This is a genomic window from Vibrio sp. D431a (assembly GCF_030248655.1).
Taxonomy (GTDB): Bacteria; Pseudomonadota; Gammaproteobacteria; order Enterobacterales; family Vibrionaceae; genus Vibrio; species Vibrio alginolyticus.
In genome coordinates, this window is the sequence record NZ_JAHGAP010000015.1 from 112,164 (window position 1) to 134,577 (window position 22,414).

The 22,414-nt window shown below is 44.7% G+C and carries 26 protein-coding genes; 16 read left to right on the forward strand and 10 right to left on the reverse strand.

Annotated features, from left to right (window positions below; all coding sequences use genetic code 11):
* The first annotated feature begins 4 nt into the window (after positions 1-4).
* Positions 5-709, forward strand: coding sequence for a phosphonate utilization transcriptional regulator PhnR (gene phnR / locus KJB35_RS13485; RefSeq protein WP_005442366.1), 705 nt, complete (start codon positions 5-7; stop codon positions 707-709).
* A 66-nt stretch (positions 710-775) separates the two neighbouring features.
* Positions 776-1,681 (forward strand): EamA family transporter, encoded by a 906-nt coding sequence (locus KJB35_RS13490; RefSeq protein ID WP_042523352.1) that lies wholly within the window; start codon positions 776-778, stop codon positions 1,679-1,681.
* Between the two features lie 68 nt (positions 1,682-1,749).
* Here the strand turns inward: KJB35_RS13490 and KJB35_RS13495 are convergent, their stop codons facing one another.
* Complete coding sequence (locus KJB35_RS13495) at positions 1,750-2,301, reverse strand: outer membrane beta-barrel protein (protein WP_005374044.1); 552 nt, start codon at positions 2,299-2,301, stop codon at positions 1,750-1,752.
* A 12-nt stretch (positions 2,302-2,313) separates the two neighbouring features.
* Positions 2,314-3,240, reverse strand: a complete 927-nt coding sequence (locus tag KJB35_RS13500; RefSeq protein WP_005384371.1) for a VirK/YbjX family protein — start codon at positions 3,238-3,240, stop codon at positions 2,314-2,316.
* Positions 3,241-3,652: 412 nt separating this feature from the next.
* On the opposite strand from KJB35_RS13500, the gene KJB35_RS13505 reads away from it, so the two are divergent.
* The 5 genes from KJB35_RS13505 (at position 3,653) to KJB35_RS13525 (ending at position 9,375) form a co-directional block, all read left to right on the forward strand.
* Positions 3,653-4,012, forward strand: a complete 360-nt coding sequence (locus KJB35_RS13505; protein ID WP_017819758.1) for a DUF3316 domain-containing protein — start codon at positions 3,653-3,655, stop codon at positions 4,010-4,012.
* 219 nt (positions 4,013-4,231) lie between these two features.
* Positions 4,232-5,632 (forward strand): FAD-dependent oxidoreductase, encoded by a 1,401-nt coding sequence (locus KJB35_RS13510; RefSeq protein WP_042523350.1) that lies wholly within the window; start codon positions 4,232-4,234, stop codon positions 5,630-5,632.
* 113 nt (positions 5,633-5,745) lie between these two features.
* Positions 5,746-6,870: a M14-type cytosolic carboxypeptidase gene (locus KJB35_RS13515; RefSeq protein WP_017819760.1), complete on the forward strand. Its 1,125-nt coding sequence runs from the start codon at positions 5,746-5,748 to the stop codon at positions 6,868-6,870.
* 454 nt (positions 6,871-7,324) lie between these two features.
* A complete protein-coding gene (locus tag KJB35_RS13520) occupies positions 7,325-8,305 on the forward strand; it encodes an outer membrane beta-barrel protein (protein WP_054579230.1) in 981 nt (326 codons plus the stop codon).
* A 200-nt stretch (positions 8,306-8,505) separates the two neighbouring features.
* Complete coding sequence (locus KJB35_RS13525; protein WP_213907740.1) at positions 8,506-9,375, forward strand: LysR substrate-binding domain-containing protein; 870 nt, start codon at positions 8,506-8,508, stop codon at positions 9,373-9,375.
* A 68-nt stretch (positions 9,376-9,443) separates the two neighbouring features.
* On the opposite strand, the gene KJB35_RS13530 is transcribed toward KJB35_RS13525, so the two are convergent.
* Positions 9,444-10,319 (reverse strand): LysR family transcriptional regulator, encoded by an 876-nt coding sequence (locus KJB35_RS13530; RefSeq protein WP_213907126.1) that lies wholly within the window; start codon positions 10,317-10,319, stop codon positions 9,444-9,446.
* A gap of 248 nt (positions 10,320-10,567) precedes the next feature.
* On the opposite strand from KJB35_RS13530, the gene KJB35_RS13535 reads away from it, so the two are divergent.
* Positions 10,568-10,804, forward strand: coding sequence for a hypothetical protein (locus tag KJB35_RS13535; RefSeq protein ID WP_005374030.1), 237 nt, complete (start codon positions 10,568-10,570; stop codon positions 10,802-10,804).
* A 121-nt stretch (positions 10,805-10,925) separates the two neighbouring features.
* Here KJB35_RS13535 and KJB35_RS13540 read toward each other — a convergent pair whose 3' ends face one another.
* Entirely contained in the window at positions 10,926-12,296 is a 1,371-nt protein-coding gene (locus KJB35_RS13540) for an L-serine ammonia-lyase (RefSeq protein ID WP_005374028.1), read from the reverse strand.
* Positions 12,297-12,427: 131 nt separating this feature from the next.
* Here KJB35_RS13540 and KJB35_RS13545 point away from each other — a divergent pair, with 131 nt between their 5' ends.
* Complete coding sequence (locus tag KJB35_RS13545) at positions 12,428-13,270, forward strand: YdcF family protein (protein ID WP_213907741.1); 843 nt, start codon at positions 12,428-12,430, stop codon at positions 13,268-13,270.
* Here KJB35_RS13545 and KJB35_RS13550 read toward each other — a convergent pair.
* The gene (locus KJB35_RS13550) at positions 13,260-13,916 is read right to left on the reverse strand and encodes a hypothetical protein (protein WP_005374025.1); all 657 of its coding nucleotides are present in this window, start codon (positions 13,914-13,916) and stop codon (positions 13,260-13,262) included. The genes KJB35_RS13545 and KJB35_RS13550 overlap by 11 nt on opposite strands.
* A gap of 249 nt (positions 13,917-14,165) precedes the next feature.
* A complete protein-coding gene (locus KJB35_RS13555) occupies positions 14,166-14,432 on the reverse strand; it encodes a DUF333 domain-containing protein (RefSeq protein WP_005374023.1) in 267 nt (88 codons plus the stop codon).
* A 277-nt stretch (positions 14,433-14,709) separates the two neighbouring features.
* On the opposite strand from KJB35_RS13555, the gene KJB35_RS13560 reads away from it, so the two are divergent.
* On the forward strand, positions 14,710-15,228 hold the full coding sequence (locus KJB35_RS13560; protein WP_005374021.1) for an NUDIX hydrolase: 519 nt from the start codon (positions 14,710-14,712) through the stop codon (positions 15,226-15,228).
* A gap of 435 nt (positions 15,229-15,663) precedes the next feature.
* Here the strand turns inward: KJB35_RS13560 and KJB35_RS13565 are convergent, their stop codons facing one another.
* From KJB35_RS13565 to flgA, 4 genes are all read right to left on the reverse strand, one after another.
* Positions 15,664-16,410 (reverse strand): lytic transglycosylase domain-containing protein, encoded by a 747-nt coding sequence (locus tag KJB35_RS13565; protein ID WP_042523341.1) that lies wholly within the window; start codon positions 16,408-16,410, stop codon positions 15,664-15,666.
* Positions 16,391-16,828 carry a flagellar export chaperone FlgN gene (flgN, locus tag KJB35_RS13570; protein ID WP_005374018.1) on the reverse strand — a complete coding sequence of 146 codons (438 nt, stop codon included), beginning with the start codon at positions 16,826-16,828 and terminating at the stop codon, positions 16,391-16,393. The genes KJB35_RS13565 and flgN overlap by 20 nt, the downstream gene beginning before the upstream one ends.
* Before the next feature lie 20 nt (positions 16,829-16,848).
* Entirely contained in the window at positions 16,849-17,130 is a 282-nt protein-coding gene (gene flgM / locus KJB35_RS13575; RefSeq protein WP_005374016.1) for a flagellar biosynthesis anti-sigma factor FlgM, read from the reverse strand.
* A gap of 136 nt (positions 17,131-17,266) precedes the next feature.
* The gene (gene flgA, locus KJB35_RS13580) at positions 17,267-18,064 is read right to left on the reverse strand and encodes a flagellar basal body P-ring formation chaperone FlgA (protein ID WP_031777223.1); all 798 of its coding nucleotides are present in this window, start codon (positions 18,062-18,064) and stop codon (positions 17,267-17,269) included.
* Positions 18,065-18,141: 77 nt separating this feature from the next.
* Here flgA and flgB point away from each other — a divergent pair, with 77 nt between their 5' ends.
* The 6 genes from flgB to flgG are packed head-to-tail and all read left to right on the forward strand — an operon-like array spanning position 18,142 to position 22,402.
* Complete coding sequence (gene flgB / locus KJB35_RS13585) at positions 18,142-18,504, forward strand: flagellar basal body rod protein FlgB (protein ID WP_005374013.1); 363 nt, start codon at positions 18,142-18,144, stop codon at positions 18,502-18,504.
* Between the two features lie 2 nt (positions 18,505-18,506).
* Positions 18,507-18,941, forward strand: a complete 435-nt coding sequence (gene flgC / locus KJB35_RS13590; RefSeq protein ID WP_005374012.1) for a flagellar basal body rod protein FlgC — start codon at positions 18,507-18,509, stop codon at positions 18,939-18,941.
* Positions 18,941-19,624 (forward strand): flagellar hook assembly protein FlgD, encoded by a 684-nt coding sequence (flgD, locus tag KJB35_RS13595; RefSeq protein ID WP_005384410.1) that lies wholly within the window; start codon positions 18,941-18,943, stop codon positions 19,622-19,624. Before flgC ends, flgD begins: the two co-directional genes overlap by 1 nt.
* Positions 19,625-19,651: 27 nt before the next feature.
* On the forward strand, positions 19,652-20,848 hold the full coding sequence (gene flgE / locus KJB35_RS13600) for a flagellar hook protein FlgE (protein ID WP_005374010.1): 1,197 nt from the start codon (positions 19,652-19,654) through the stop codon (positions 20,846-20,848).
* A gap of 12 nt (positions 20,849-20,860) precedes the next feature.
* Complete coding sequence (gene flgF / locus KJB35_RS13605) at positions 20,861-21,592, forward strand: flagellar basal-body rod protein FlgF (protein ID WP_005374009.1); 732 nt, start codon at positions 20,861-20,863, stop codon at positions 21,590-21,592.
* A gap of 24 nt (positions 21,593-21,616) precedes the next feature.
* Positions 21,617-22,402 (forward strand): flagellar basal-body rod protein FlgG, encoded by a 786-nt coding sequence (gene flgG / locus KJB35_RS13610; RefSeq protein ID WP_005374008.1) that lies wholly within the window; start codon positions 21,617-21,619, stop codon positions 22,400-22,402.
* The last annotated feature ends 12 nt before the right edge of the window (positions 22,403-22,414 follow it).

A 22,414-nucleotide genomic window follows, 5' to 3' on the forward strand; every position in this document is an offset into this window, starting at 1 on the left:
CTTCGTGCAATACGTAAAAATTAAAGATTCGATTGTTGAACAGATTGAAGCGGGCATGCTATCGCCGCGTCAAAAATTGCCAGCAGAGCGTAAGTTGGCGGAGTCGTTCGATACTACACGTGTCACTCTGCGTGAAGCTTTATCACTGCTAGAAGCGGAAGGTCGAATCTATCGCGAAGATCGCCGAGGTTGGTTTATCTCACCTGAGCCATTGCGTTACGACCCTACCCAAACGCTAAACTTCCCGAACATGGCGAAAGCGCAAAATCGTGTGCCAAAAACGGAGTTGGTTGCAGCAAAAGGGACGTTGGCAAACAAACAAGCCGCGCGCTTACTGGACTTGCAACCTTTCTCGGACGTGTATCGAGTCGACCGTGTGCGATACCTTGAAGACAGACCTGTGGTATTCGTAACAAACTACATTCGCCCAGAGCTGTTTCCGAACCTGTTGGATTACGATTTATCAAATTCACTGACGGACATTTACCGCGATCATTATGGCGTGACGTATCAAAAGATTCGCTACCGCATTTCAACCAGCACTTTATTGGGTGAAATGGCTCAGGCACTGCGTGCGACAGCCGGTACGCCCGCGATGGTAGTGGAGCGCATCAACTACAACCAGCACGGTGAGTTGATTGATTGCGATATCGAGTATTGGCGACACGATGCCATCAGCATTGAATCTCTGGCGGAGCTCAATCGTTAAGTGGATTTTCTCATTATCTAAGGCTCCATCTCGGGGCCTTTATTTTATTCAGACAGGAACATTGAAATGGATTTGTTGGCGATTGGTCTCGTCGTTTTTTCTGCTGTTCTCCATGCGGGGTGGAATATCCTTGGTAAAAGCAACTCAGGTTCTGGACTCGCGTTTACCATGGCCGCCAGCTTCTCTGCATGTTTCATTCTTACCCCTTATTTGATTTGGTATTTGGCGACCATTGGCTGGACATCATTACCTAGCGAGTTTTGGGGATTGCTGTTCATTAGCGGCATTTCACAAATGGTCTATCTAGTCGGTTTGATTGTCGCTTATAAGCATGCAGACGTGGGGGTGGTTTATCCCATTGCTCGGGCACTGCCAGTGATGATGGTCGGCGCAATCAGTGTTGCATTGGGACATGAATTATCTAGTCAGCAGTGGCTTGGGTTCTTGCTGATTACCCTTGGTTGCATGCTGGTGCCACTGACGAATTTTCGTCAAATGATATTGGGCTCCTATTTGAACGTCGGTGTGTTCTGGGCATTAATTGCTGCAATAGGCACAACGGGTTACTCGGTGGTCGATAAAGAAGCGCTGAGTTTACTCACAGGACAAGCATCAGAGATCTTGAATGATCAGTACAGTGCAATCTTCTACTTGGGCGTGCAGTTTTGGGCAATTGGTATTCCAGCCCTTGTATGGTGCTTAGTTACGGGCAAGCCAGATGAGATTAAGACTGCGTGGCAGATCCGCAAAACAGCCAGCATGGCAGGGGTAATGATGGCATCCACCTACGGCTTGGTGCTGTTTGCTATGACCATGACAGACAACGTGAGTTTGGTCGTAGCACTAAGGCAAATCAGCATTGTGTTTGGATTGTTTATGGGGATTTGGTTTCTGTCTGAGAAATGGTATCTCACCCGAGGGCTTGGCGTTACTTCTATCGTGGCGGGGATTATTCTCGCGCTTGCGTATTGACCTATATTCACGAAAAAAGGCAGCGAATGAGCCTCTCGCTGCCTTTTGTATTAACTTGTAAGCCTTGTTTAAAAACGCAGTTGCGCACCAAACATCACGCCGCTAGAGTCAAAATCGCTGTTTTTTGAGTACACATATTCTGCATTCAAACCAAAGTGTTTATAGCTCCAGCCGATACCGCCAGCGGCTTCCCCTCCGACACTTGAGTGTTCGATGTTCTTGCTCTGACCGTTCACTTTATAAGTGTATTCGAGAGTGTAGAGAGTGACACCTGCCTTGCCGTACAGTTCGAAACCTGAACCCAGAGGATAGCTAGCATAGCCACTCAAGCGAGGTCCGGAGAAGCTCGTATCGGTGACTTCTGAAATCGGACTCACGAGTATCGAGCCGATACCGTCAAACGCGCCTTTATAACCTGCTTCGATACCAAAGTTATGTGTTGGCATGTAGCGGTAATATATTTCACCTAAGAACATGTCGCCTGATTCTTTGCTTGTCGGAGCATCGTAGTTCACATCGCCATAACCAATGTTTGTACCTATGATGTGCTCACTGGTTTCTGCATTGGCTGACAAAGAAAAAGCCGACAGCACTAAAGCAGTAATGAATGAATAACGCATGAACGTTTCTCCTTAGCTTTTAGCTTGCTCGCCTTTTAATATTTGTTCGAAAGTGATCTTGGTGTTGTCTAGCCATTCATAACGGCGACGATACATCGAACGCTTAGAGCGCGACATGCCTTCGATATCTCGACGGGGTGCATTTACATCAATTGAGTAAAAATGACGATTGTATTCGGTGCCGCCCAATTCTTGCCAGAGTGCATCGTAATCCGTTTTGATTCGCCCTTTGCTGTAGCGCTTAGCTGCGTATGTATGGGACTGCGTTTTCACTGCTAGAATCGTATTTACTTCCCAAATTTGTGCGAGCAAAGTGAGCAAGCTCACCATCAAGCTTTTTGGTCTCTGTCCGTAAAGCTTACGGGTTAGCTTTTTAATTTTCGCGTTGTTTTCTTCACTGCTTCGCGGTCCTTGTAAGCCGCCAATCATAATACTGCGTCCAGATTCGATGTGACCTAGCGTAAAAGAGAGCGTGTAGAAGTTGCCATCTTCAGCGCTGTGCAGCACTAGGCTCATGTCGCCTTCTTTTTGATAACGTGCTTCGTATACTAATCTCACCGAGTACAGTATTTCGTCAATTTCAAAAGAGGCTAATGTTAGGCCTTTCGAGTCTGTGTAGATTTCTTCGATTGTTTGTTTAGAAAACAGTTCTGAAATCGTTTTATAGTGATCAACCACCAAGTTGGAGCGATCAAAGGCGGAGTTATTCTTGATGATGTACGGGCGAAACGGTTTTTCTAGGAATCGGTGTGTACGCGTACAAAGCAACTCTAACAATGACGATTCAATATTGTCTGAAAGGTGCTTAAACGCACGTTTGTAATAAAGCGCACGTAAGATGAACTTAGCTCTGTAGGTCCAAATTGGCTTGTAGACATCAGCATAATCATCTGAGTAAATCGATTTGCTATGGTAAAAAATGGATTTGTTCGCGGTCATTTTCACTCCAGATTAACTTGTGCTCAATAGCGACAATTAAGAACCGACGGACGAGCAGCGAAGAACCCGAAAAGGAGGAATGCAAAGCACGACTGAAAAGAGGTGGTTTTTGCTGTGTCCGACGTTTTTGTAAGGTTTTGAACACTGTTCTTTTGCTGGAATTCTAAGAGAAAATTGACCTTAGGTATTGTATGGTTTGGTAAGGAAGTGTCAGGTTGAAACCCATTGTTCAAAATGAAGAAAATGCGAATGTCGGCTGAATATGACGTTGAGTTGCTAAGTTAATGTGAAATAAGTTGAACGAAAATTGAACATTATTTGAAATTGTTTTGACGTGTTTTAGGTCTTTATACGTACCTTATAAGTATCGAGCCAATTTTGGCCCGATGTAAAGGTAAGTAAGGAGAGGTTTATGAAACGCTTAACAACTTTAGCAAGTACGATTGCTCTGATTGCTGCACCTTCTATGGCTCTTGCTGGTGGTTATCAGTGGACAAACGATACCGAAACTATCCATGGCGACGTAATGGATAGCAAACAAGCGGCTTATGAAATGGGCCGAGACATGATCCAAAGCTACCAAAATAAATCATCTGGACAACTCCGTGATGAGTTTACGAGCCTTACAACGTATGTTGATCGCCAATCGTTTTCTATCACTGACTCAAAAGTCATGGTAAATGAGTTCTTGCAAAGTGACGGGCAAGTTGTTTACCAGCCTATTCTCAATGTTCAATACGAGTACCGCATGCGTGATACCGGTAAATACTAACCAGTAAGACGGACTCGAATTGTTTACCACTAATATTTTTTGCTGTTTGTTTTGGGGAGCCACGAGCTCCCCATTTTGTTTTTGTTGGAAGCGAAAATTCGCACACTCTCAGTGCAACATTTTCTATCGCTCAGCGTTAGATTTTCTTGCTCGTTGATTGTCATCATCGTTTGTAAAGTGTTTGCGGAAATGGATGTAACGCACTAACGAGGATACCCGATGACACATCATTCATATTGGTTCAAGCAGGCAATTGAAGCTGAGCAACCAGAAACGCCACAACCGTTACAGCAGAACATTAATACTGACGTTGCGATTGTTGGTGGCGGATACACCGGACTTTGGACCGCGATTATGATTAAGCAGCAATCTCCGGAAAAAAAGGTAGTCGTGATTGAAAAAGGCCTTTGTGGCAGTGGTGCATCGGGCGCAAACGGCGGTTGTATGCTGACTTGGTCTACCAAGTTTCCGACATTGAAACGGTTATTCGGTGAAGAACATGCTGCTTGGTTAGTAAAAGAGTCGGAACAAGCAGTGCTAGAGATTGACGACTTTTGTCAGCAGCACAACATTGATGCGCACTTATCGTTGAAAGGGGTTTATTACACTGCAACCAATCAGGCTCAAACTGGGGGAATGCAGCCAGTTGTGGACGAGTTAAAGCGATTAGAAGTGAACAGTTGGCGTCGTTGCTCGGTGGAGGAACTGCGTGCCAATGCGGGTTCACCTCGACATATAGAAGGCTTTCACTCTCCAGTTGCAGCCAGCGTTCAACCTGCATTATTAGTGAGGGGGTTACGCCGTGTTGCTATTGATCTGGGTGTAGAAGTTTATGAGAACACGCCGATGACGCGTCTAGATTATGGAAAACCTGCCACTGTCTGTACACCTAAAGGAAATGTTCAAGCGCAGCAGGTGGTATTGGCATTAAATGCATGGATGGTGGAGCAGTTTAAACAGTTCAAAAACAGTATCGTGGTGGTCTCTTCCGACATGGTGATCACCAAGCCGCTTGGTGACGCACTACCTCTATCTGGTTGGCAGGCAGGTTCTAGCGTGTTGGATTCACGTATCTTCGTCCACTATTACCGAGATACGCCAGATGGCCGTTTGATGTTGGGGAAAGGCGGCAATCAGTTTTCTTTCAATAACCAAGTCGACGCAATGTTTAACAAGCCAACACGCTACCAAGGTCTACTGCGCAAGTCGTTCGATAAGTTGTTTCCTCATTTGAGAGGAGAGGAGTTTGCTTATTCATGGACGGGGGGCTCTGATCGTTCTGCTACTGGTTTCCCTTTTTTCGGCGAGCTAGATAAACAGAGCAATATCTTTTACGGATTTGGTTATTCAGGCAATGGTGTAGCGCAGACTCGAATGGGCGGAAAGATCTTATCTTCATTGATATTGGGAATCGATAACGAGTGGACGAACAGTGGTTTAGCCAAAGGACCGTTGGGGTATTTCCCACCAGAACCGCTTCGCTGGACCGGGGCTATGATAGTGCGCAACGCGGTACGTCGAAAAGAGGAAGCAGAAGATAACGAGAAAACGCCGTTTATCTGGGATAAGTGGCTAGCAAAACTCGCGGGACCAGCAGGCAAAGCGGATAAGCTTGACTAAACTGAAGACTTTAGCCACAAACGAGACAGTTTGCAGTGAAAGTCATTGGGGCGCGATGAAGCCTTGTGTTAGCCTCTGTCTTTCAAGCTCAGATTTAAAAGGTGAGTCATAAAATGAAAGTATTCAGCAACTTCGATAGCGGCAGCATTCACGTAGTGAAAGCGGACGACAAAAACGACATCCAACTCAAAATTCCTAACGACAATATGTCGGAATTCTACCAGTGGTTCCACTTCCGTCTTGAGACAGAAGCCGAGCAATCACACACCATCAAATTGCTTGATTTGGCTAAATCGGCTTATCCAGAAGGATGGCAAGGTTACGATGTGGTTGCGTCTTACGATCGTGAAGAATGGTTCCGAGTACCGGCAGAGTTCGATGGCGACACGCTGACTTTCACTGTAATCCCTGAGCGCAGCTCAATTTACTTCGCGTACTTTGCGCCATACACGTACGATCGTCATTTAGACTTGTTACACATGGCACAAAGCGCGCACCACTGCCAACTAGAGACGCTTGGTCATACGCTAGATGGCAATGACATGAGCTTGCTTACTTTCGGTGAGCCAGAAGAAGGCAAAAAGAAAATCTGGATGATTGCACGTCAGCACCCAGGTGAGACCATGGCGGAATGGTTCATGGAAGGTATGATCCAACGTCTGTTAGATGAAAACGACACGGTTGCGCGTGCATTGCTTGAAAAAGCGGTGCTTTACGTCGTACCAAATATGAACCCAGACGGTGGTATTCGCGGTCACTTGCGTACCAACGCAGTAGGTGTAAACCTAAATCGTGAATGGCAAACGCCATCAATGGAAAAGAGCCCAGAAGTCTACCTTGTGCGTCAGCGCATGCTGGAAACGGGTGTTGACATGTTTTTAGATATTCATGGCGATGAAGCGATTCCGTATAACTTCGTCGCTGGCTCAGAAGGTATTCCTTCTTACGATGAAAATCTTGCCGCTTTAGAGACATCATTTAAGCAAGCGTTACTGACTATTACGCCAGAGTTCCAAGATGAGATTGGTTACGATAAAGATGAGCCTGGTAAAGCGAATTTGACGGTGGGTTCAAATTGGGTTGCAGAGCAGTTCAAATGCTTGTCTTACACAATCGAAATGCCATTTAAAGATAACAACAATCACCCAGATCCACTTTACGGTTGGTCTCCTGAGCGTAGTGTCTTGTTTGGGCAAGATGTATTAGCTGCAACGTTAACCGTAGCGGATAAAATTTAGCGCGACGAGTTAACGCTTTTTCATTATTTCGAAAACAGCTCATTTAAATGAGCTGTTTTTTTGTGCTCTCCAGATCCACGCTCCCCTGTAAAAATTTGTTGCCATTCACAAGCTTAAATGATGATTCTTAAATTTGAGAAAGTGGCTTTTTATGGTGATTTGCGTCACAGAAAGTTGGCTTCTTTGTGATATTCTCCGCAACGAATTGACTATGGCTAAACCAACGCAACGAACTTTGTTTTTCGGTTGGGTATGCGGATGAAGCTCATGAATAGATGGTCTTGAGGTTACCTTTTTCCGTTTTACGTCATTGGCGTTTGAATATCATTTTTGATTCTTTCCTACGCTATTTAGCTATTTCTATTCGAAGAAAAGAGAAAGTTACGGCTTCATATTTTACGGCAGTATGCTGCCGCGATGTGTTGCTTTGTGTACAAGAAAAAGGAAAAGAATAATGAAAAAAATCGCTATAGCAGTGGCTACTGTACTTGCTGGTGGTGTGATCTCAAACGTTGCACTTGCTGACACTTACATGGGCGGTAAAATAGGTTACAACTCTCTAAACGATGCGTGTTACCTAAACGAACCTTGTGACGACGACAGTTTTGCAGCATCTATGCACTTAGGCTACAGCTTCAACAAGTACGTTGCAGCAGAGTATGGTGTTGATTACCTTGGTGACTTCACTGCAAACTTCAAAAAGCCTGGCCTAAACACCGTTGATGGTGATCTTTGGGCGTTGACGCTTGCTCCTAAATTTAACCTACCGCTAACGGATTCTTGGAATCTATTCGCGAAAGTTGGTGCTGCATACATGATGGCTGGTGACGAGAAAGATTTCGTACCAACTGGCTCTCTGGGTGCTGAATACCAAATCAACTACAACTGGAGCCTACGTGCTGAATACCAACGCTACCAAGATATGTCTGATGATGTAATTGAAGACATGGATTCAGATTTCTTCGGTATCGGTTTCAACTACAAGTTTGGTTCTGAGCCAGTCGTTCAAGAAAAAGCCGTTGAAGAGGTGGTAGAAGCACGTCCTGCAACACGCATTGTAGATCACGTTTACCCTGCTCAAACAACAGCGACAGTACAATTCGACTTAGAAAGTGCAGAAGTGAAAGACACGTCGAACCTTTCTGGTACCGTTGATTTGATGAATACTTACCCACAAGCTCAAGTTGAGATCACGGGTTACAGCGATACGACAGGTTCTGCTGCTTACAACAAACAACTCACAGAAAAACGTGCGAAAGCCGTTGCTGACGAGTTCCAAGCAAAAGGTATTGCGGCTGAGCGTATGACAGTGAAAGGCATGGGTGAAGCTAACCCAGTGGCAAGCAACGAGACACGTCAAGGTCGTCAAATGAACCGTCGTGTTGAAGTGGTTGTTCCTGCGTTTGAATACCAAACAACTGAAAAAGCAGAATAATTCCTGCTTAAGATAAAGTTCCAAAAGCCAGCGTGTATCACGCTGGCTTTTTTGATCCCGCTTAACAAACTAAGTAGTTGTGTAGAAACATAGTTATATCGGGACGCTTTGACATGTGCTCAACATACGTAAACTCAGCACCTTCATCAATTTGTCATCACCAGTTCATAGCATGACAGCCAAGTGTTTGGGAGAATGATATGCAAAGTTTACCGCCGCTCAATTTGCTCCGAGCTTTTGAAGCCACGGCGCGACTACAGAGTTTTACAAAAGCCGCAGAGGAGCTAAATGTGACTCGTGCGGCCGTCAGCCAACAGGTGAAATCGCTAGAGTCACAGCTCGATGCGACGTTATTCGAGCGTAAGGGCACTCACCTTACGCTGACCTGCTCCGCACAAGAATACTGGCCTGTGGTTAATCATGTGCTTCAAACATTATCGACCACGACGCAGCATTTATTTACTCGTCCCAAGAATACGCAAGTTAACTTACATGTCGCTCACAGCTTTTGCTCTCAGTGGTTAATGCCAAGATTGGCTGATTTTCAGCGACAATTCCCAGACATTTCCTTTAAAGTCTCGACAACTGCTAATACAGTTCCAAACGCCAGTGCGATTGCGGATATCGAAATTATTAACGGAGATGGAGATTGGCAAGAGCAAGAAGCCATACGATTAACCCAAGAAAACTGGATCGTTGTCGCAAGCCCGGGCTTTATGCATTTAAACCCGATAAATGACCTCTTGCAGTTAGCTAAAGTGCCTAAAATCTGTACTAGCGGTTATCATGAATCTTGGCAAGACTGGCTTGCGCACCAAGGTTATCAAGGGAAGGTGAGCAAAGTCGTCGCCGAGTTTGAGCATTCATTGCTTGCTATTCATGCTGCGATTAATCAACTTGGCGTGTTGCTGGTAAGAGACTTTCTTGTTGAGGATGAGCTGCAACAGGGCGTATTAGTCCAGGTTGGAAATTGGCATATGCCAAGTTCTGGTGCACATTATATGATGGTTCGAGCATCCGAAAAATCACACGTAAACACCTTTGCTCAATGGTTAATACAGAGTCTTTAATGTTCGTTCAGCGAGTGAGTAGAGCGCATGTGTGGTTTGGCTCTTATTAGCAATGGCAAGTCATCAGTCTAGGACTGAGCGACATGCTTAATGACATCTAATAACCACTGATTTACCGGAGCTTGCTGTTGAGAGCGACGGCAGCTCATCACGTAGCGAACATCAAGCTCTAGCCCAGCAGGAAGCGCGATACTTCGGCAACCCTTAGGAACATGTCCACTCATCGTTATGCCAAAATGATTCGTTTGCAGAAGCACTTTTTGAATCATCGCTGGATGCTCAATTTCCACTTTAGGTGTGGTTCTAAAACCCATATGTTTGAGCCTTTCCAACACAGGGTATCGGTAGTCGTTCCATCCCGGCGTTTTAAAAAGTATAAAAGGGTATTCTTCTAGTTCTTGGGAGTTTTGAGCGGGATGATCTTCTCGAACAAAAAATACCGCTTTTCCTCGCCCTAGTTCGGTCTGAACAATTGACTGTGGCAGATCTTCATCAAAGTAATGAATCGCAATGGCGTTTTCACCGTTAATTAATCGTTTTTTTGCTTCTCTACCCCAGCGCAAACATGAGAATTTTGCGTTTGGGGCGTGCTTTAGTAACTCCAAGTAAAACTTGTCACCAAAGTACTCCCAAAACAATGTGTTGGCATAAATAGTGATTGAACCGTCAAAATGAGCTGGTGAAAAATGCTGTGGTTTGATGGAATCAATACTGTTGATTATTTGCTCAAAATGCGCAATGTTCGCTTCCACAAAAGCTGTTGGTTCAAAGCCATTTTTGGTCTGAACGAATAGCGGATCATTGAGCTGAGTTTTCATCTTTGTCAGATTTTTGCTGATTGCTCCTGACGTTTTACCGAGTGATTCTGCGACTAACCGGACGTTACGTAACTCATACATCCGTTTTAATACCAAAATATTTTGAATATCCAGATTAACGCTCATACATTGTCTCGCTTGGCTTTTGTCGACAAATCATATCGCTGAATTTCTTAAGAAAAGACAACGCTCGGTCAATTTAAGTTGCTGCCTTATCCCTGATTTATTGAAGGTAACGATAAGTTATTCTTGGTTACATCAGTTTATTAGCATGGATTTCCATTTGGTAAATAATGGCTTTCCTCGTATGAGCGCGTTTCTGTTGTTACAGTTTTTCCACCGACAGAAAGTAAGAACGCTAATAGAGGTGATGTATGAAAAAACTAATCGCACTTGTTTTGATGGTTTGCTCAACAAACGTAGCATTTGCTGGCGATGGGTCATACACGGGCACGATTGATATGACGATGGCAACGAAAAATCAGGTTGACGTAGAGCGTGCAGATTCTCAATTGACGCTGAAGGGTCGCAATGAAATGGCCTATGGCGGTGTAACAATCCATTCGGATGCTGCAACTCAAAAAATTGAACTTCGTGGTCGACGTGATTAATCGAATAGTTTCTTGTTAAGAAAATGCCGCGTTCTTCGCGGCATTTCTATATGTAATATCATCAGATCATAATTACCAGATAAGCGTATGGTGAGAAGCTAAGCGCAATGACCACCTGCCATTATTCGCATGGCGGTGCCATATGAATGACAGCTAAGCCCCCCAAAGAAGTTTCACGGTATTTTTTATTCATATCTTTACCAGTCTGATACATGGTTTCGATAACTTTATCTAACGAAATTAAGCATTTACTTGTGCGCTTTAATGCCATACGCGATGCATTAATCGCTTTCATTGCTCCCATGGCATTTCTTTCAATACAAGGTACTTGAACCAAGCCGCCAATCGGGTCACAAGTCATACCCAATGAATGCTCCATCGCAATTTCCGCAGCAATACAAATCTGCTCGTTACTGCCCCCTCTTAGCGCTGTTAAGCCAGCGGCAGCCATGGATGAAGAAACCCCAACTTCTCCCTGACACCCCACTTCTGCACCAGAAATTGACGCGTTAGTTTTATATAAGATGCCGATAGCGCCGGCGACTGCGAGAAAGTCTTTTAGCTGTTTAACATCGAGCTCTTTGATGAAGCGATGGTAGTACATCAATACCGCCGGAATCACCCCTGCTGCGCCATTCGTTGGAGAAGTAACGACTTGCCCTCCTGCTGCATTTTCTTCACTAACCGCAAAGGCGAAGAGATTGATCCAATCCATGATCTCCATCGGATCGTTTTCAACTGCAGCGTTGGCTTCGAGCTTTTTCAAAAGGTTTGGTGCTCGACGAGTGACATTTAGACCACCTTCCAAAATCCCTTCCGTATCGAAGCCACGTTGCATGCAGAGCGACATCACTTTCCAAATTTGCTCTGCTCTTTGGTTAATTTCTTCGTCTGAGCGAAATGCGAGTTCGTTTTGGAGGATCATGCCTCCCAAGCTGAAACCGTTCGTCTCGGCTTTTTCCAGCATCTCATCTGCGGATGTAAACGGAAATGGTACTGCGACCTCATTTTGTTGCGTGCCGTTCTCTAGTTCGTCGGCGGTGGCGATGAATCCGCCTCCAATGGAGTAATAAATTTCAAACGCTACTTGATCTCCAGCTGCGTCTAATGCCGTAATCGTCATACCATTTTCATGCAGGGGAAGGTTGTCGCTATGAAAGACGATGTCATGGTCGTAGCTAAACTCAATCTGGTGTGTACCGGCGAGCATGAGCGTATTATTGTCTATGGTATTTTGTAGCGCACTTTTGGCACTGCTCATTTTGATGGTATCAGGTTTATTTCCCATCAAACCAAGGACCGTGGCTCGGTCTGTATGGTGCCCTCGACCTGTCAGTGACAATGAGCCATAAAGGTCCACTTGCACCCGATGCACTTTCGCCATAGAGTCGCTAACTAGCTGAGTGAAATGGAATCCGGCAAGCATAGGACCATTAGTGTGGGAGCTGGATGGCCCGACACCAATTTTAAATATATCGAAAATCGACAGCATAATTGACTTCCTTTAGCAGTGAACCTTTATAAAGGTCTCTAGAACAGTGTTGTTAACTAGATGTTAAAGCTTGTGGGTCGGGAGTGAAAGAAGATTTTTGTAACACTGCCAACTAAGCGCGAGATTTTAAAATGAAGTTAGACAACATCGTCATCGTTTTAGGTAAACGCCTCGTCAATAACAGGTTGACCTCTGAGGGCATAACCAGAGTCGAAGCTTTGTCTTGTAGGACTGCATCACTACCGATAGAGCGAACGGTGATTGTTTTTTGTGGCGGAGTAACGCAAGGACAAAGTGTTTCTGAAGCAGAGGCGATGTACGCGTATTTTAGAACCCTAAACGCAGACTCTGTGAATCCGTTCCCTGAACGTCATATACTCTTAGAAACGGAGTCGTTGAACACGTTTCAAAACATGCGTTATGTTTCCCAAGTTTTGTGCAAAAGTGGGTTGTTCGAGTTATGGTCGGGGCATCTGGTTGAGGTTATCTTGCTATCTAATGACTACCACCTCGAACGAATCATTGATATCCAGAATTTGATGGATGAGCAAGGCTTATTACGAGTACTTAAATCCGATTGCGAATCCATGGGGGTGACTCTCAATATTCCACTGGATATCAGCAAACATATTAGCGTGCCATACCCACATAAAGGGCTTATGGCGGAGACATTCTTGCTACTCGATGAACTCACAACCTACCGAGTTTATTTAGAAGGGGTCAAGCATGGCGCATTTTTCCGAGATTTATCAATTGTCCGAAAAAAGCCACTTATGATCGCAAGAGATGCTATTCACAAATTGCTCTCTTTACCGCTCGATAAAGAGGCTTTGCAACATATTGAAGAAATGAAAAAGGCCGTCGAAATGACGGCCTTGGATGAATCTGTAGGTGCTGCGGAAAAGGCATTAAGTATCTTCCATCCGATACTGACGGCATTGAACCGTCGCTTTGATCCTGAGTCTATTCATTAAGCTCGCGTTTTGTGCGGACGGCGCTTAATGCTATCAAACAGTAGCAAAGCAGTTCTATACCTTCTTCTGAGATATTTTTAACATCACGGATGTAATTTTCGTCCATCACTTGTTGCCAAAAACTGCCCATACCATACAAACGAGAGAAGACTAATAATAGCATCACAGCGCCAACTAATAGCTTCATATGTGGCACCGTTAAAATGGTCGCCATTTCGTTCATGGTACCTTTACCACCTTGGTAAGCTTTGGCGCAAGCCAGTGCGGTGACAGCAAGTGCTGGGAAAACCCAAGAGCCATGATGAATCATGTCTGTCCAATAGTCCGTTTCGCGAATAATCAGTACTGCAAAAAATCCTGCAATCAAAATAGCCGCATGCTTTAGCTGAGGCTGTTGTTTCGATAAGCTGAAAAACGACCATGATGCAATAGCAAGCATCACAAGCTGGAGCGTTTCTGTAACGGAAAGCTCGCCAAGGCTTGATCCCAACACGACATAATCAAGACGAAGACTAAGGTTAACGAGAATACTTATAGCGACAATCATCAAGGCGTTTAAACTCGATTTATAAATAATGCGCTTTGATTTTTCAGTGACAACGTTGCTTGGGGCTGACTCGGCTTCTTTTACTATTTGTGTTTTCATCTTGCTCACCTGTCCCAGAAAATGTGGAAGAAATGTGAATTAGTGTGATCTGTGTTTGGAATTTTATTGTCCAAGTGGAAAGTTATGTCAGGGGAATGTCAAGAATAGAACACTGTTCGATATAGGGTCGATGTGCGGTAAAGTCAGAGATATGTAAAAACAACGTAAGAACACTTTGATAAATCAAATAAAAAAGGAGCCCCAAGGCTCCTAAGTGATAGAGGGAAGGTGACGTATCGACAAAAATAATTAGTAGTTGTCACCCTCATTTTCTTTGTGATTCTCGCGATAGTATTCCCATTGCTCGACGCGTTCATTGTCCGACAGCACACAGTAAGTGACACGTTCGCCGTTTTCCGACACGGTATCCAGCTCACCACCTTGCTGAACACAGTATACGGCTGCGGGATTTGCAACGGAGGTATACTCAGTTGATCGGGTCGCTCCCTCGTAAGTTGAACAACCAGCCAGTACCAATGTTGCAGCCATAGCCATCATTAAATTTGTCTTTTTCATTCTTTATCTCCGCATGGGGTGGGCGAGTATTGTATTGATTATAGGCAACTTTAAGAGATTATTGTCTTATCGATGTTAAAAGTAAGAGGGACGTATAAGAATTTAGATATTCTCATTTATTGCTGATTAGCACGTCACACTTCTGTTCTTGGCGTATTGTTGTGAAGGTCATATCAATCACTTCCTGACAAGCGCTCGAACGTACTTGGCCTACAACAATGATTTAAAGTGTGAAATTCGGTAATATGCGCACAAAACATTGACCGTGGTATTTTCGATGAGACATTTAAAATCGACCGTTCATCCAGACATAGAGCATTTGGATGACAAAATTGTTTTTCAGCGCAATGCAGCGCGAGCCATTGTACTTGATGGTGAAGATGTGCTGTTGCTCTATACAGAACGTTACCATGACTACACGCTACCAGGCGGTGGTATTGATGATGGTGAAGATGTCATTGCTGGATTAGTCCGTGAATTAGAGGAAGAAACGGGCGCCCAAAATATACATGGTATTAAGCCTTTCGGAATCTTTGAGGAGTTTCGTCCGTGGTACAAGGATGACGCTGACGTGATGCACATGGTGTCGTATTGTTATACATGTAAAATCGAACGTGAGCTAGGCGAAACGGCGTATGAAGATTACGAAGTTAAAAATGGAATGCGCCCGGTATGGATGAACATTCACGAAGCAATTGCACACAATGAAAAAACGATGGCAGAAAGCCCGAAAAAAGGCATGAGCATTGAGCGCGAAACGTTTTTGCTTCAGTTGATTTCTAAAGAATTACTATAAACAGCTAGCTTGCATCATTACGACTTAGCATCTGTTGGCGCTATTGTTGGCAAAGATTTTAGAGTAATAAAAAAGTCCGGACTCCCCCCCGGAACCCGGACTTATTCCAGACGCGCAAGCGAAGCGTCATCTTGATATGTTAGATTTGTTTCGAACTATGAAAACAATAGCTGTTTTACATTTAGTGTGTAAATAATTATTAGGTCTGACCATTGGTTTTCATGTTTTTTTGCAAACGCAATGTGACGCATATCTACCCAATTGCCAAGCGCAATTGGGGCGCTTTTTAGTAAACCACTACTCTTTCTTATCTTTGAGATACCTTACCTCAACTTTTTTGCACACGTTTGCATAGAGATCACGAGTTTTCAAATCCGCCGAACAGGATCTTGTGATTTTACGTTTCTCTGACATTGAGCTCTGTCGTAGCTTTTATCACAAATTAACTAGCGGAGGCAGTCGGCTAAAGTCGACCAGCGGTTGTGAAATCATAGGAGCGTCTGGAGCAAATAAGAGTAAAGGTTGAAATGATGAGGATTGTAACTGACCGATATCTATCAACTTTTCCAATGCATAGAAGCGGCTGACATATTGGCGAGTCTCGTTAGGCAGCGTGAGTTGTTGGAAATCTCGACTTCCTGCTCGCTGAATAGCACGTGCAACACGTCCTTCTCCGGCATTGTATGCAGCTAAAGTGAGAGCCATATTTTGATCGAATTTGTTGTATAAAAACGCCAGGTACTTGAGCGCGGCCGTTGTGCTAGCTTCTGTGTCAAAGCGATCGTCTTGTTTTGTATTTATCGTTAATCCGAAACGTTTCGCTGTGGCTGGTATCAGTTGCCAAAGTCCGGCGGCGTTAGCGTGAGAAACGGCTTTGGGGTTGTAAGAAGATTCTAACATTGGCACTAAGGCTAGGCTATTTGGTAATGAGTGGTTTTGAAGCTGTTTGAAAATGTGGTTAATTACCGGTTTGGATGAATCGAGACGCTTGGCAATTTGTGGTTTGTATGGGGCTAATACTTGATACTGCGTTTGAATATCGACAGCATTTGGTTTTGCCTGGCATGTGAATGGAAGGTAGGACAGAAAGGCAATAAAAATAAAAAGGCCTACAGTACTCAGCCGAGATGGCGACTGAATCTGTAGGCAAGACGAACATCGTTTAGAACGATTTATCTTCATAAGTGTGTTGCACAGGTTGTTTGAGTTGACTGACCAACTCATGGAACGCCGCAGAGCTGTGGCCATTGCTCTGATTGTATTGTTGGCACTGACTTACCAACGTTTCCAATAGCGCCCATTGTTTTCTAGCTTGCATACCTATTTGGGCAGGCAAAGCATTGAAAATTCGTTTTACGCTGGCGTCATTACACGCTAACCCCAGCGCTCGCATACACTGGCTTCTGTCATTGGCGGAGCGGCTGAGTTTATTGAGTATCGGCATTTGTTTCTGAACATTGTCGTTCAGTGCCTCTCCATCAAACTTTAAGTACAATACCTTTTGCTGCTGAAGCAAAGGAAGCAGTTGTTGATAAAGCTTAATATCCTCAGATATAGAGCGAACAAATTGTTGAATTCGCTGCGATACTGCGCTTGCCATGATGTCTTCCTAGCGTTTTATTACTCGTGACCTGTATGGAACTGCATGATTGCCTTGGATAGCACTTTTGTATCTAGGCTAAGTTCACCACGCGCTAATGCGTTGCGTACTTGTTCTACTTTTTCCATATCAACATCAGGTAGTGATGCCATTTCAGCTTGAGCGCGATCTATCGCTACGGTATTCGCTTGAAATGCAGGCTCGTGTACTTTGCTCTGTTCGACGACGTCGACAGGCTGTTTGCTTGCTTGCTGTAATTTTGTTTGTGGGACATGACCGCCCGCGACTTTGTCGATTTTCATGCTGTGGTCCTCATCATCATGTTCTAAATTAAGTAGGCGGTTAGAATGTGATAAACATTAAATATTTTTTTTGTACTCGAAGTTCAGTGTTACTGACGAGAGCCAAAATTAAAAAATGTTACCCCGAGTCAAAAAATCAAAATTGAGTATGAACCTGGTTTAATCCAGTTACGACTGCTCTTATGACCTTGCCCGAACTTGGGTTTTCCACGTCAATTTGTTGCCCTTTCGCTCCATCTTCTAAGGCGACTCCTTTTGTGCTGGCACTAAATCCATTTTTGCTCGCAATGACTATGACTTCATTGCCTTTCTCGATTAGAGGTGGGGCCGACAAATTGGATGGATTAACCACTTGTCCAGCCCTCAAACGACGAGAGGTTTCTAAGCCTACTGCTTGCTCGGGGCGAGTATAAAAATCGTCTTGGCGAGAGATGGTTCGGGTTTCAAGCTTTATGTGTTTAGCCGTTACGACTTCATTTCGGCCAACCGTGGTTGTCGCGACTAAAACAGGCAGAGTCAGCGAAGACTTTATCGTAACGTTAATTCGCCATGGTGATGCGATATTGTCGCAGCTGACTGAGCGCTTGAGGTTACCGACTGGCAACGTGTTGTTGTCACGACCTGTGATAACTAAAGGCGATTGACATTCTGGCAAGTGATTGGCAGAACCGGGCACCCACATGTCGAAGTCCAGTTTGTACTCCCCCCACTGATTGGAGAGCGCTACGCGATCCACCTCTTGTTCGAAATCCGTTGCTACAACGGATTTTATCTCTTCAACGCTGAGGGTTTTGTCATTGGTGTTGGCGAATGCTTGTTCTGATGTCAAAGCGAGTAACGTCAGCATTATTGTTGAGGAAGTGGACACTTTCCTCTTGTTTTTAATGCTTTCCGAGAACCGGAAGTTTGGCTTCCATCCTTGTTTGTAAGTCATTGATATATATAGCTATTTTTTATGGCACGTATCTTGTTTGTATGTTGGCGTATTCGAGCCAACTGTAAGGAAGATGCATGGCGATCACATTTGAAAATGCTTTAGGAGTACATCCAGAGGCACTTAATTTTCGCGTTCAGCGTACCAAAGTCCTCGCCAGTAACCTAGCAAATGTTGACACCCCTGGGTATTTGGCGAAAGACCTAAGTTTCACCACCGTAATGAACCAAGTAACGGCAGGTGGTGTGAACAAACCGGTGCCAAAGTTCCAGGTTCAGGCCCAATACTCGGTGCCTTACCAGAATAGCAAAAATGGCAACACCGTAGAGCTTGGTGTTGAACAAGCAAAATTCACGCAAAACAACATGGACTTTCAAACTAGCCTGACGTTTCTCAACATGAAATTTAATGGCTTAGCGAAAGCGATTGAGGGACGTTAATTATGTCATTCACTGATATTTACTCGATCACTGGTTCCGCGATGACAGCACAAACTGTGCGTCTGAATACGGTAGCCAGTAACTTAGCAAACGCAGATGCAGTATCTGCAAATCCAGAAGATGCTTATAAAGCGCTTAAGCCAGTATTTGCGACTGTGTACCAAAAAACGCAAATGACAACAGAAAATGGAGCTTATCCCAATGCAGAAGTTCGCATTGTTGACGTTGTTAAAAATGCTGGAGATGCAGAGAAGCGTTTTGAGCCGAACAACCCACTGGCTAATGATGAAGGCTATGTGTTTTACCCAGATATTGATGTAGTTGCTGAAATGGCAGACATGATGTCCGCAACACGCAGCTTCGAAACGAATGTTGAAGTATTAGCCAATGTAAAAAGTATGCAGCAAGGTCTGCTTAGATTAGGGCAGGGCAGCTAATGAGTATTGCACAATACACCCCTTTATCGTCTGACGCTCCAGTAAATACAAAAGCAAAAGACAGCAACGGTATCTCACCAAACCCTAAAGACATGAACAGTGCTTCTTCATTGGAGAATGAGTTTATTTCTTTGATGGTGGCTCAAATTCAAAACCAAGACCCACTTAATCCCCTTGATGGTACGGAATACGTTGGTCAATTGGCTCAGTTCTCGCAGGTACAAAGTACCGAGAATATGTCTAAGACAATGCAACAGAGCATGGTGTTACTGGACAACATGCAAGTGCTATCAACAGCGGGCCTTGTTGGGCAAACGGTTTACGTCAATGCGGATGAATTTCAGCTTGGTGAAGACGTACAAAACGGAAAAATCGAACTCGCTCATAGCTCAAACCAAGTCACGTTAGTTGTTAAAGATGAATTTGGTCAATCAACTAAAGTGCCACTAGGTGCTCACGGCAAAGGTGACGTCGACTTTTCAATTAATCCTGAAGAACTTGGTCTTAAACCAGGCAAATACTCAGTGGCCGTAGAAGTGCAAGAAGGGCAAGCAAGTCCAAATGTGCTGATGGCAGGCACTGTTGAGCAAGTGCGCATTCCTAATACCGGTGGCGCAGCATTAGTCAATGTCCATGGCGTTGGCAACGTTCCTTTCTATCAAATCACTCAGTTTGGTGCTTAACCAAATACGGAAATCAGAGGTCTATTTATGAGTTTTAACATCGCACTAAGTGGTCTGGACGCGACCAACACAGAGCTAAACACAATCAGTCACAACATTGCCAACGCATCAACGTATGGTTTTAAAGGTGGCCGCACAGAATTCTCCGCTGTATATAACGGCATGCAACCTGGTGGTGTGGAAGTCGCGTCAATTTCACAGAACTTCGACAAAGACGGCAGTATCACAGGAACTGGCCGTGCGATGGACCTAGCTATTAATGGCGGTGGCTTTTTTGTTACTAAAGATAATATGGGTCAAATGTTGTACACACGTTCAGGTGTGTTCTCAACGGATAAGAACAACTTTGTTACGGCTAACAGCGGTGCAAAGCTTCAAGGTTACAGTGTCGATAGCAACAACAACCTAATGACAGGTTCTGTGGGTAATATTCAGGTATCGACTTCCTCACTGAATGCTAAAGCAACAGACAGCTTAGATTTTGTTGCGAACTTCGACGCAAGCGCGTCTGTTATTGATAAAGCCGTAACGCCATTCAATCCAAAAGATCCAAGCTCATTTAACTCGTCTTACACAACAAAAGTCTACGACTCACTGGGTAACTCGCACACGGTAACTCAGTACTTTACTAAGACTGCTTCTAACTCGTGGGAAGTGAACGTTCAAGTAGATGGCGGTACGACGCCAGTAGCAACTGTGCCTGTAACGTTTGGTAAAGACGGCTCGCTTTCAGCACCAACTGCGCCGTTTAATGTTTCATTCCCTGCTGCAGGCGCGAACGCGATGAGTGTAGACATTAACCTGAAAGGCAGCACGCAATTTGGTGCAGCTTTTGGCGTAAGTACTAATAGTCCTAACGGTTACACATCAGGTGAACTTGCAGGTGTACGCGTTGAAGGTAACGGCATGGTTTACGCGACTTACACTAACGGCCAATCACAGCTACAAGGTCAGGTTGTTCTTGCTGATTTTGCAAACACACAAGGCTTAGCGAAAGTGAGTGGAACATCATGGACTCAAAGCTTTAGCTCAGGTGCTCCAATTATGGGTGTTCCGGGTTCAGGTACGATGGGTGACCTAACTCCGGGTGCATTAGAAGGTTCTAACGTTGACTTAACCAGCGAGCTTGTTGCTCTAATGACTGCACAACGCAACTACCAAGCAAACGCAAAGACAATTTCTACCAGCGACAAGCTTACTCAAGCTTTGTTTAACGCGGTGTAATGGGAGTTTTGCATGGATAGTTTGTTATTTACGGCAACGTCGGGTGCCAGCCGAGTTCTTAAAGCGCAGCACGTTCGTTCAAACAACTTATCAAATGCTGATACTGCGGGTTTTCGAGCGGATATGGAGCGTGTGCGTAGTGTAGAGATGCAAGGCCCAGGTTTTGATGGTCGCACTATGGTTGTGACCAACTCTGCCTCAACACGTTTCGACGCTGGCGATATTGTGAAAACAGGACGTCCGTTGGACGTTGCGGTTATGGGGGAGGGATATCTCTCTGTAGAAACCCCAGCGGGTAACGAAGCTTACACCCGTGCAGGCAATATTCAGGTCGATACTTTTGGCGCTCTAACAATCAATGGGTTCCCTGTCCTCGGTGACAATGGTCCTTTGGTTGTGCCGGATTATCAAAAGATTGAAATCAGCGAGCGTGGTCAAGTCTCAGTGATCCCACCAGGTGGCGGCGCAGAAATTGTGGCAGGCACTTTGAAGTTGGTTAAACCGGAAATTAATCAACTGCAAAAAGAGAGCGATAGCTTGCTGCACAGCGTAGATGGCGTGCCATTCGCGGCAGATGAAACCGTGCAACTCTCTCCTGAGCACATTGAGGGCAGTAACGTATCTGCTATTGATGAATTGGTTAGTGTGATGTCGCTGACGCGCAACTTTGAAATGCAAGTTCGCATGATGAAAACGGCGGAAACTCTAGCAAAAGCTGGTAACAAATTAATGGCGGCGAGCTAAGTCTCGCCCCGCAAGGAGTAAAAAATGCATTCAGCATTATGGGTAAGTAAGACAGGCATGGCAGCGCAAGACACGAAGATGACTGCCATTTCTAACAACCTAGCAAACGTAAACACGGTTGGCTTTAAGCGTGACCGAGTCGTATTTGAAGATCTTTTCTACAGCATTCAGCGTCAACCAGGCGCTCAAGTAGACCAAGTTAACGAACTACCAAGTGGTATTCAGCTAGGTAGCGGTGTTCGCGTTGTTGGCACACAAAAAGTGTTCACGCAAGGTAATACCCAAAACACAACGCAAGAGTTGGATCTTGCTGTAATGGGTCAGGGTTTCTTCCAAATAGAAAACTCGGACGGACAGATCATGTATACACGTAATGGTCAGTTCCATCGAAACTCAGAAGGCTTAATGGTGAACAGTCAGGGCCTGCCTTTAGAGCCTCAAATCCAGATCCCTGACAATGCGGTCTCTTTCTCTGTGGGTGTTGATGGCACCGTGACTACAACAACAGCAGACGATCCAACACCTCAGCAGCTTGGTCAAATTACACTTGCAAAATTCATCAATCCAGCCGGCTTAGAGGCCATGGGTGGCAACTTATTCCGTGAAACGGAAGCCAGCGGTCCAGCTGATGAGCTGATTGCAGGAGCTGATGGTGCCGGCATTATCAAGCAAGGTGCACTGGAAGGGTCAAACGTACAAGTAGTAGAAGAGATGGTCGACATGATCACCACTCAACGTGCGTATGAGATGAATGCGAAAGTGGTCTCTGCTGCAGATGACATGCTGAAGTTTGTTTCGCAATCAATGTAAGTATGAAATTGG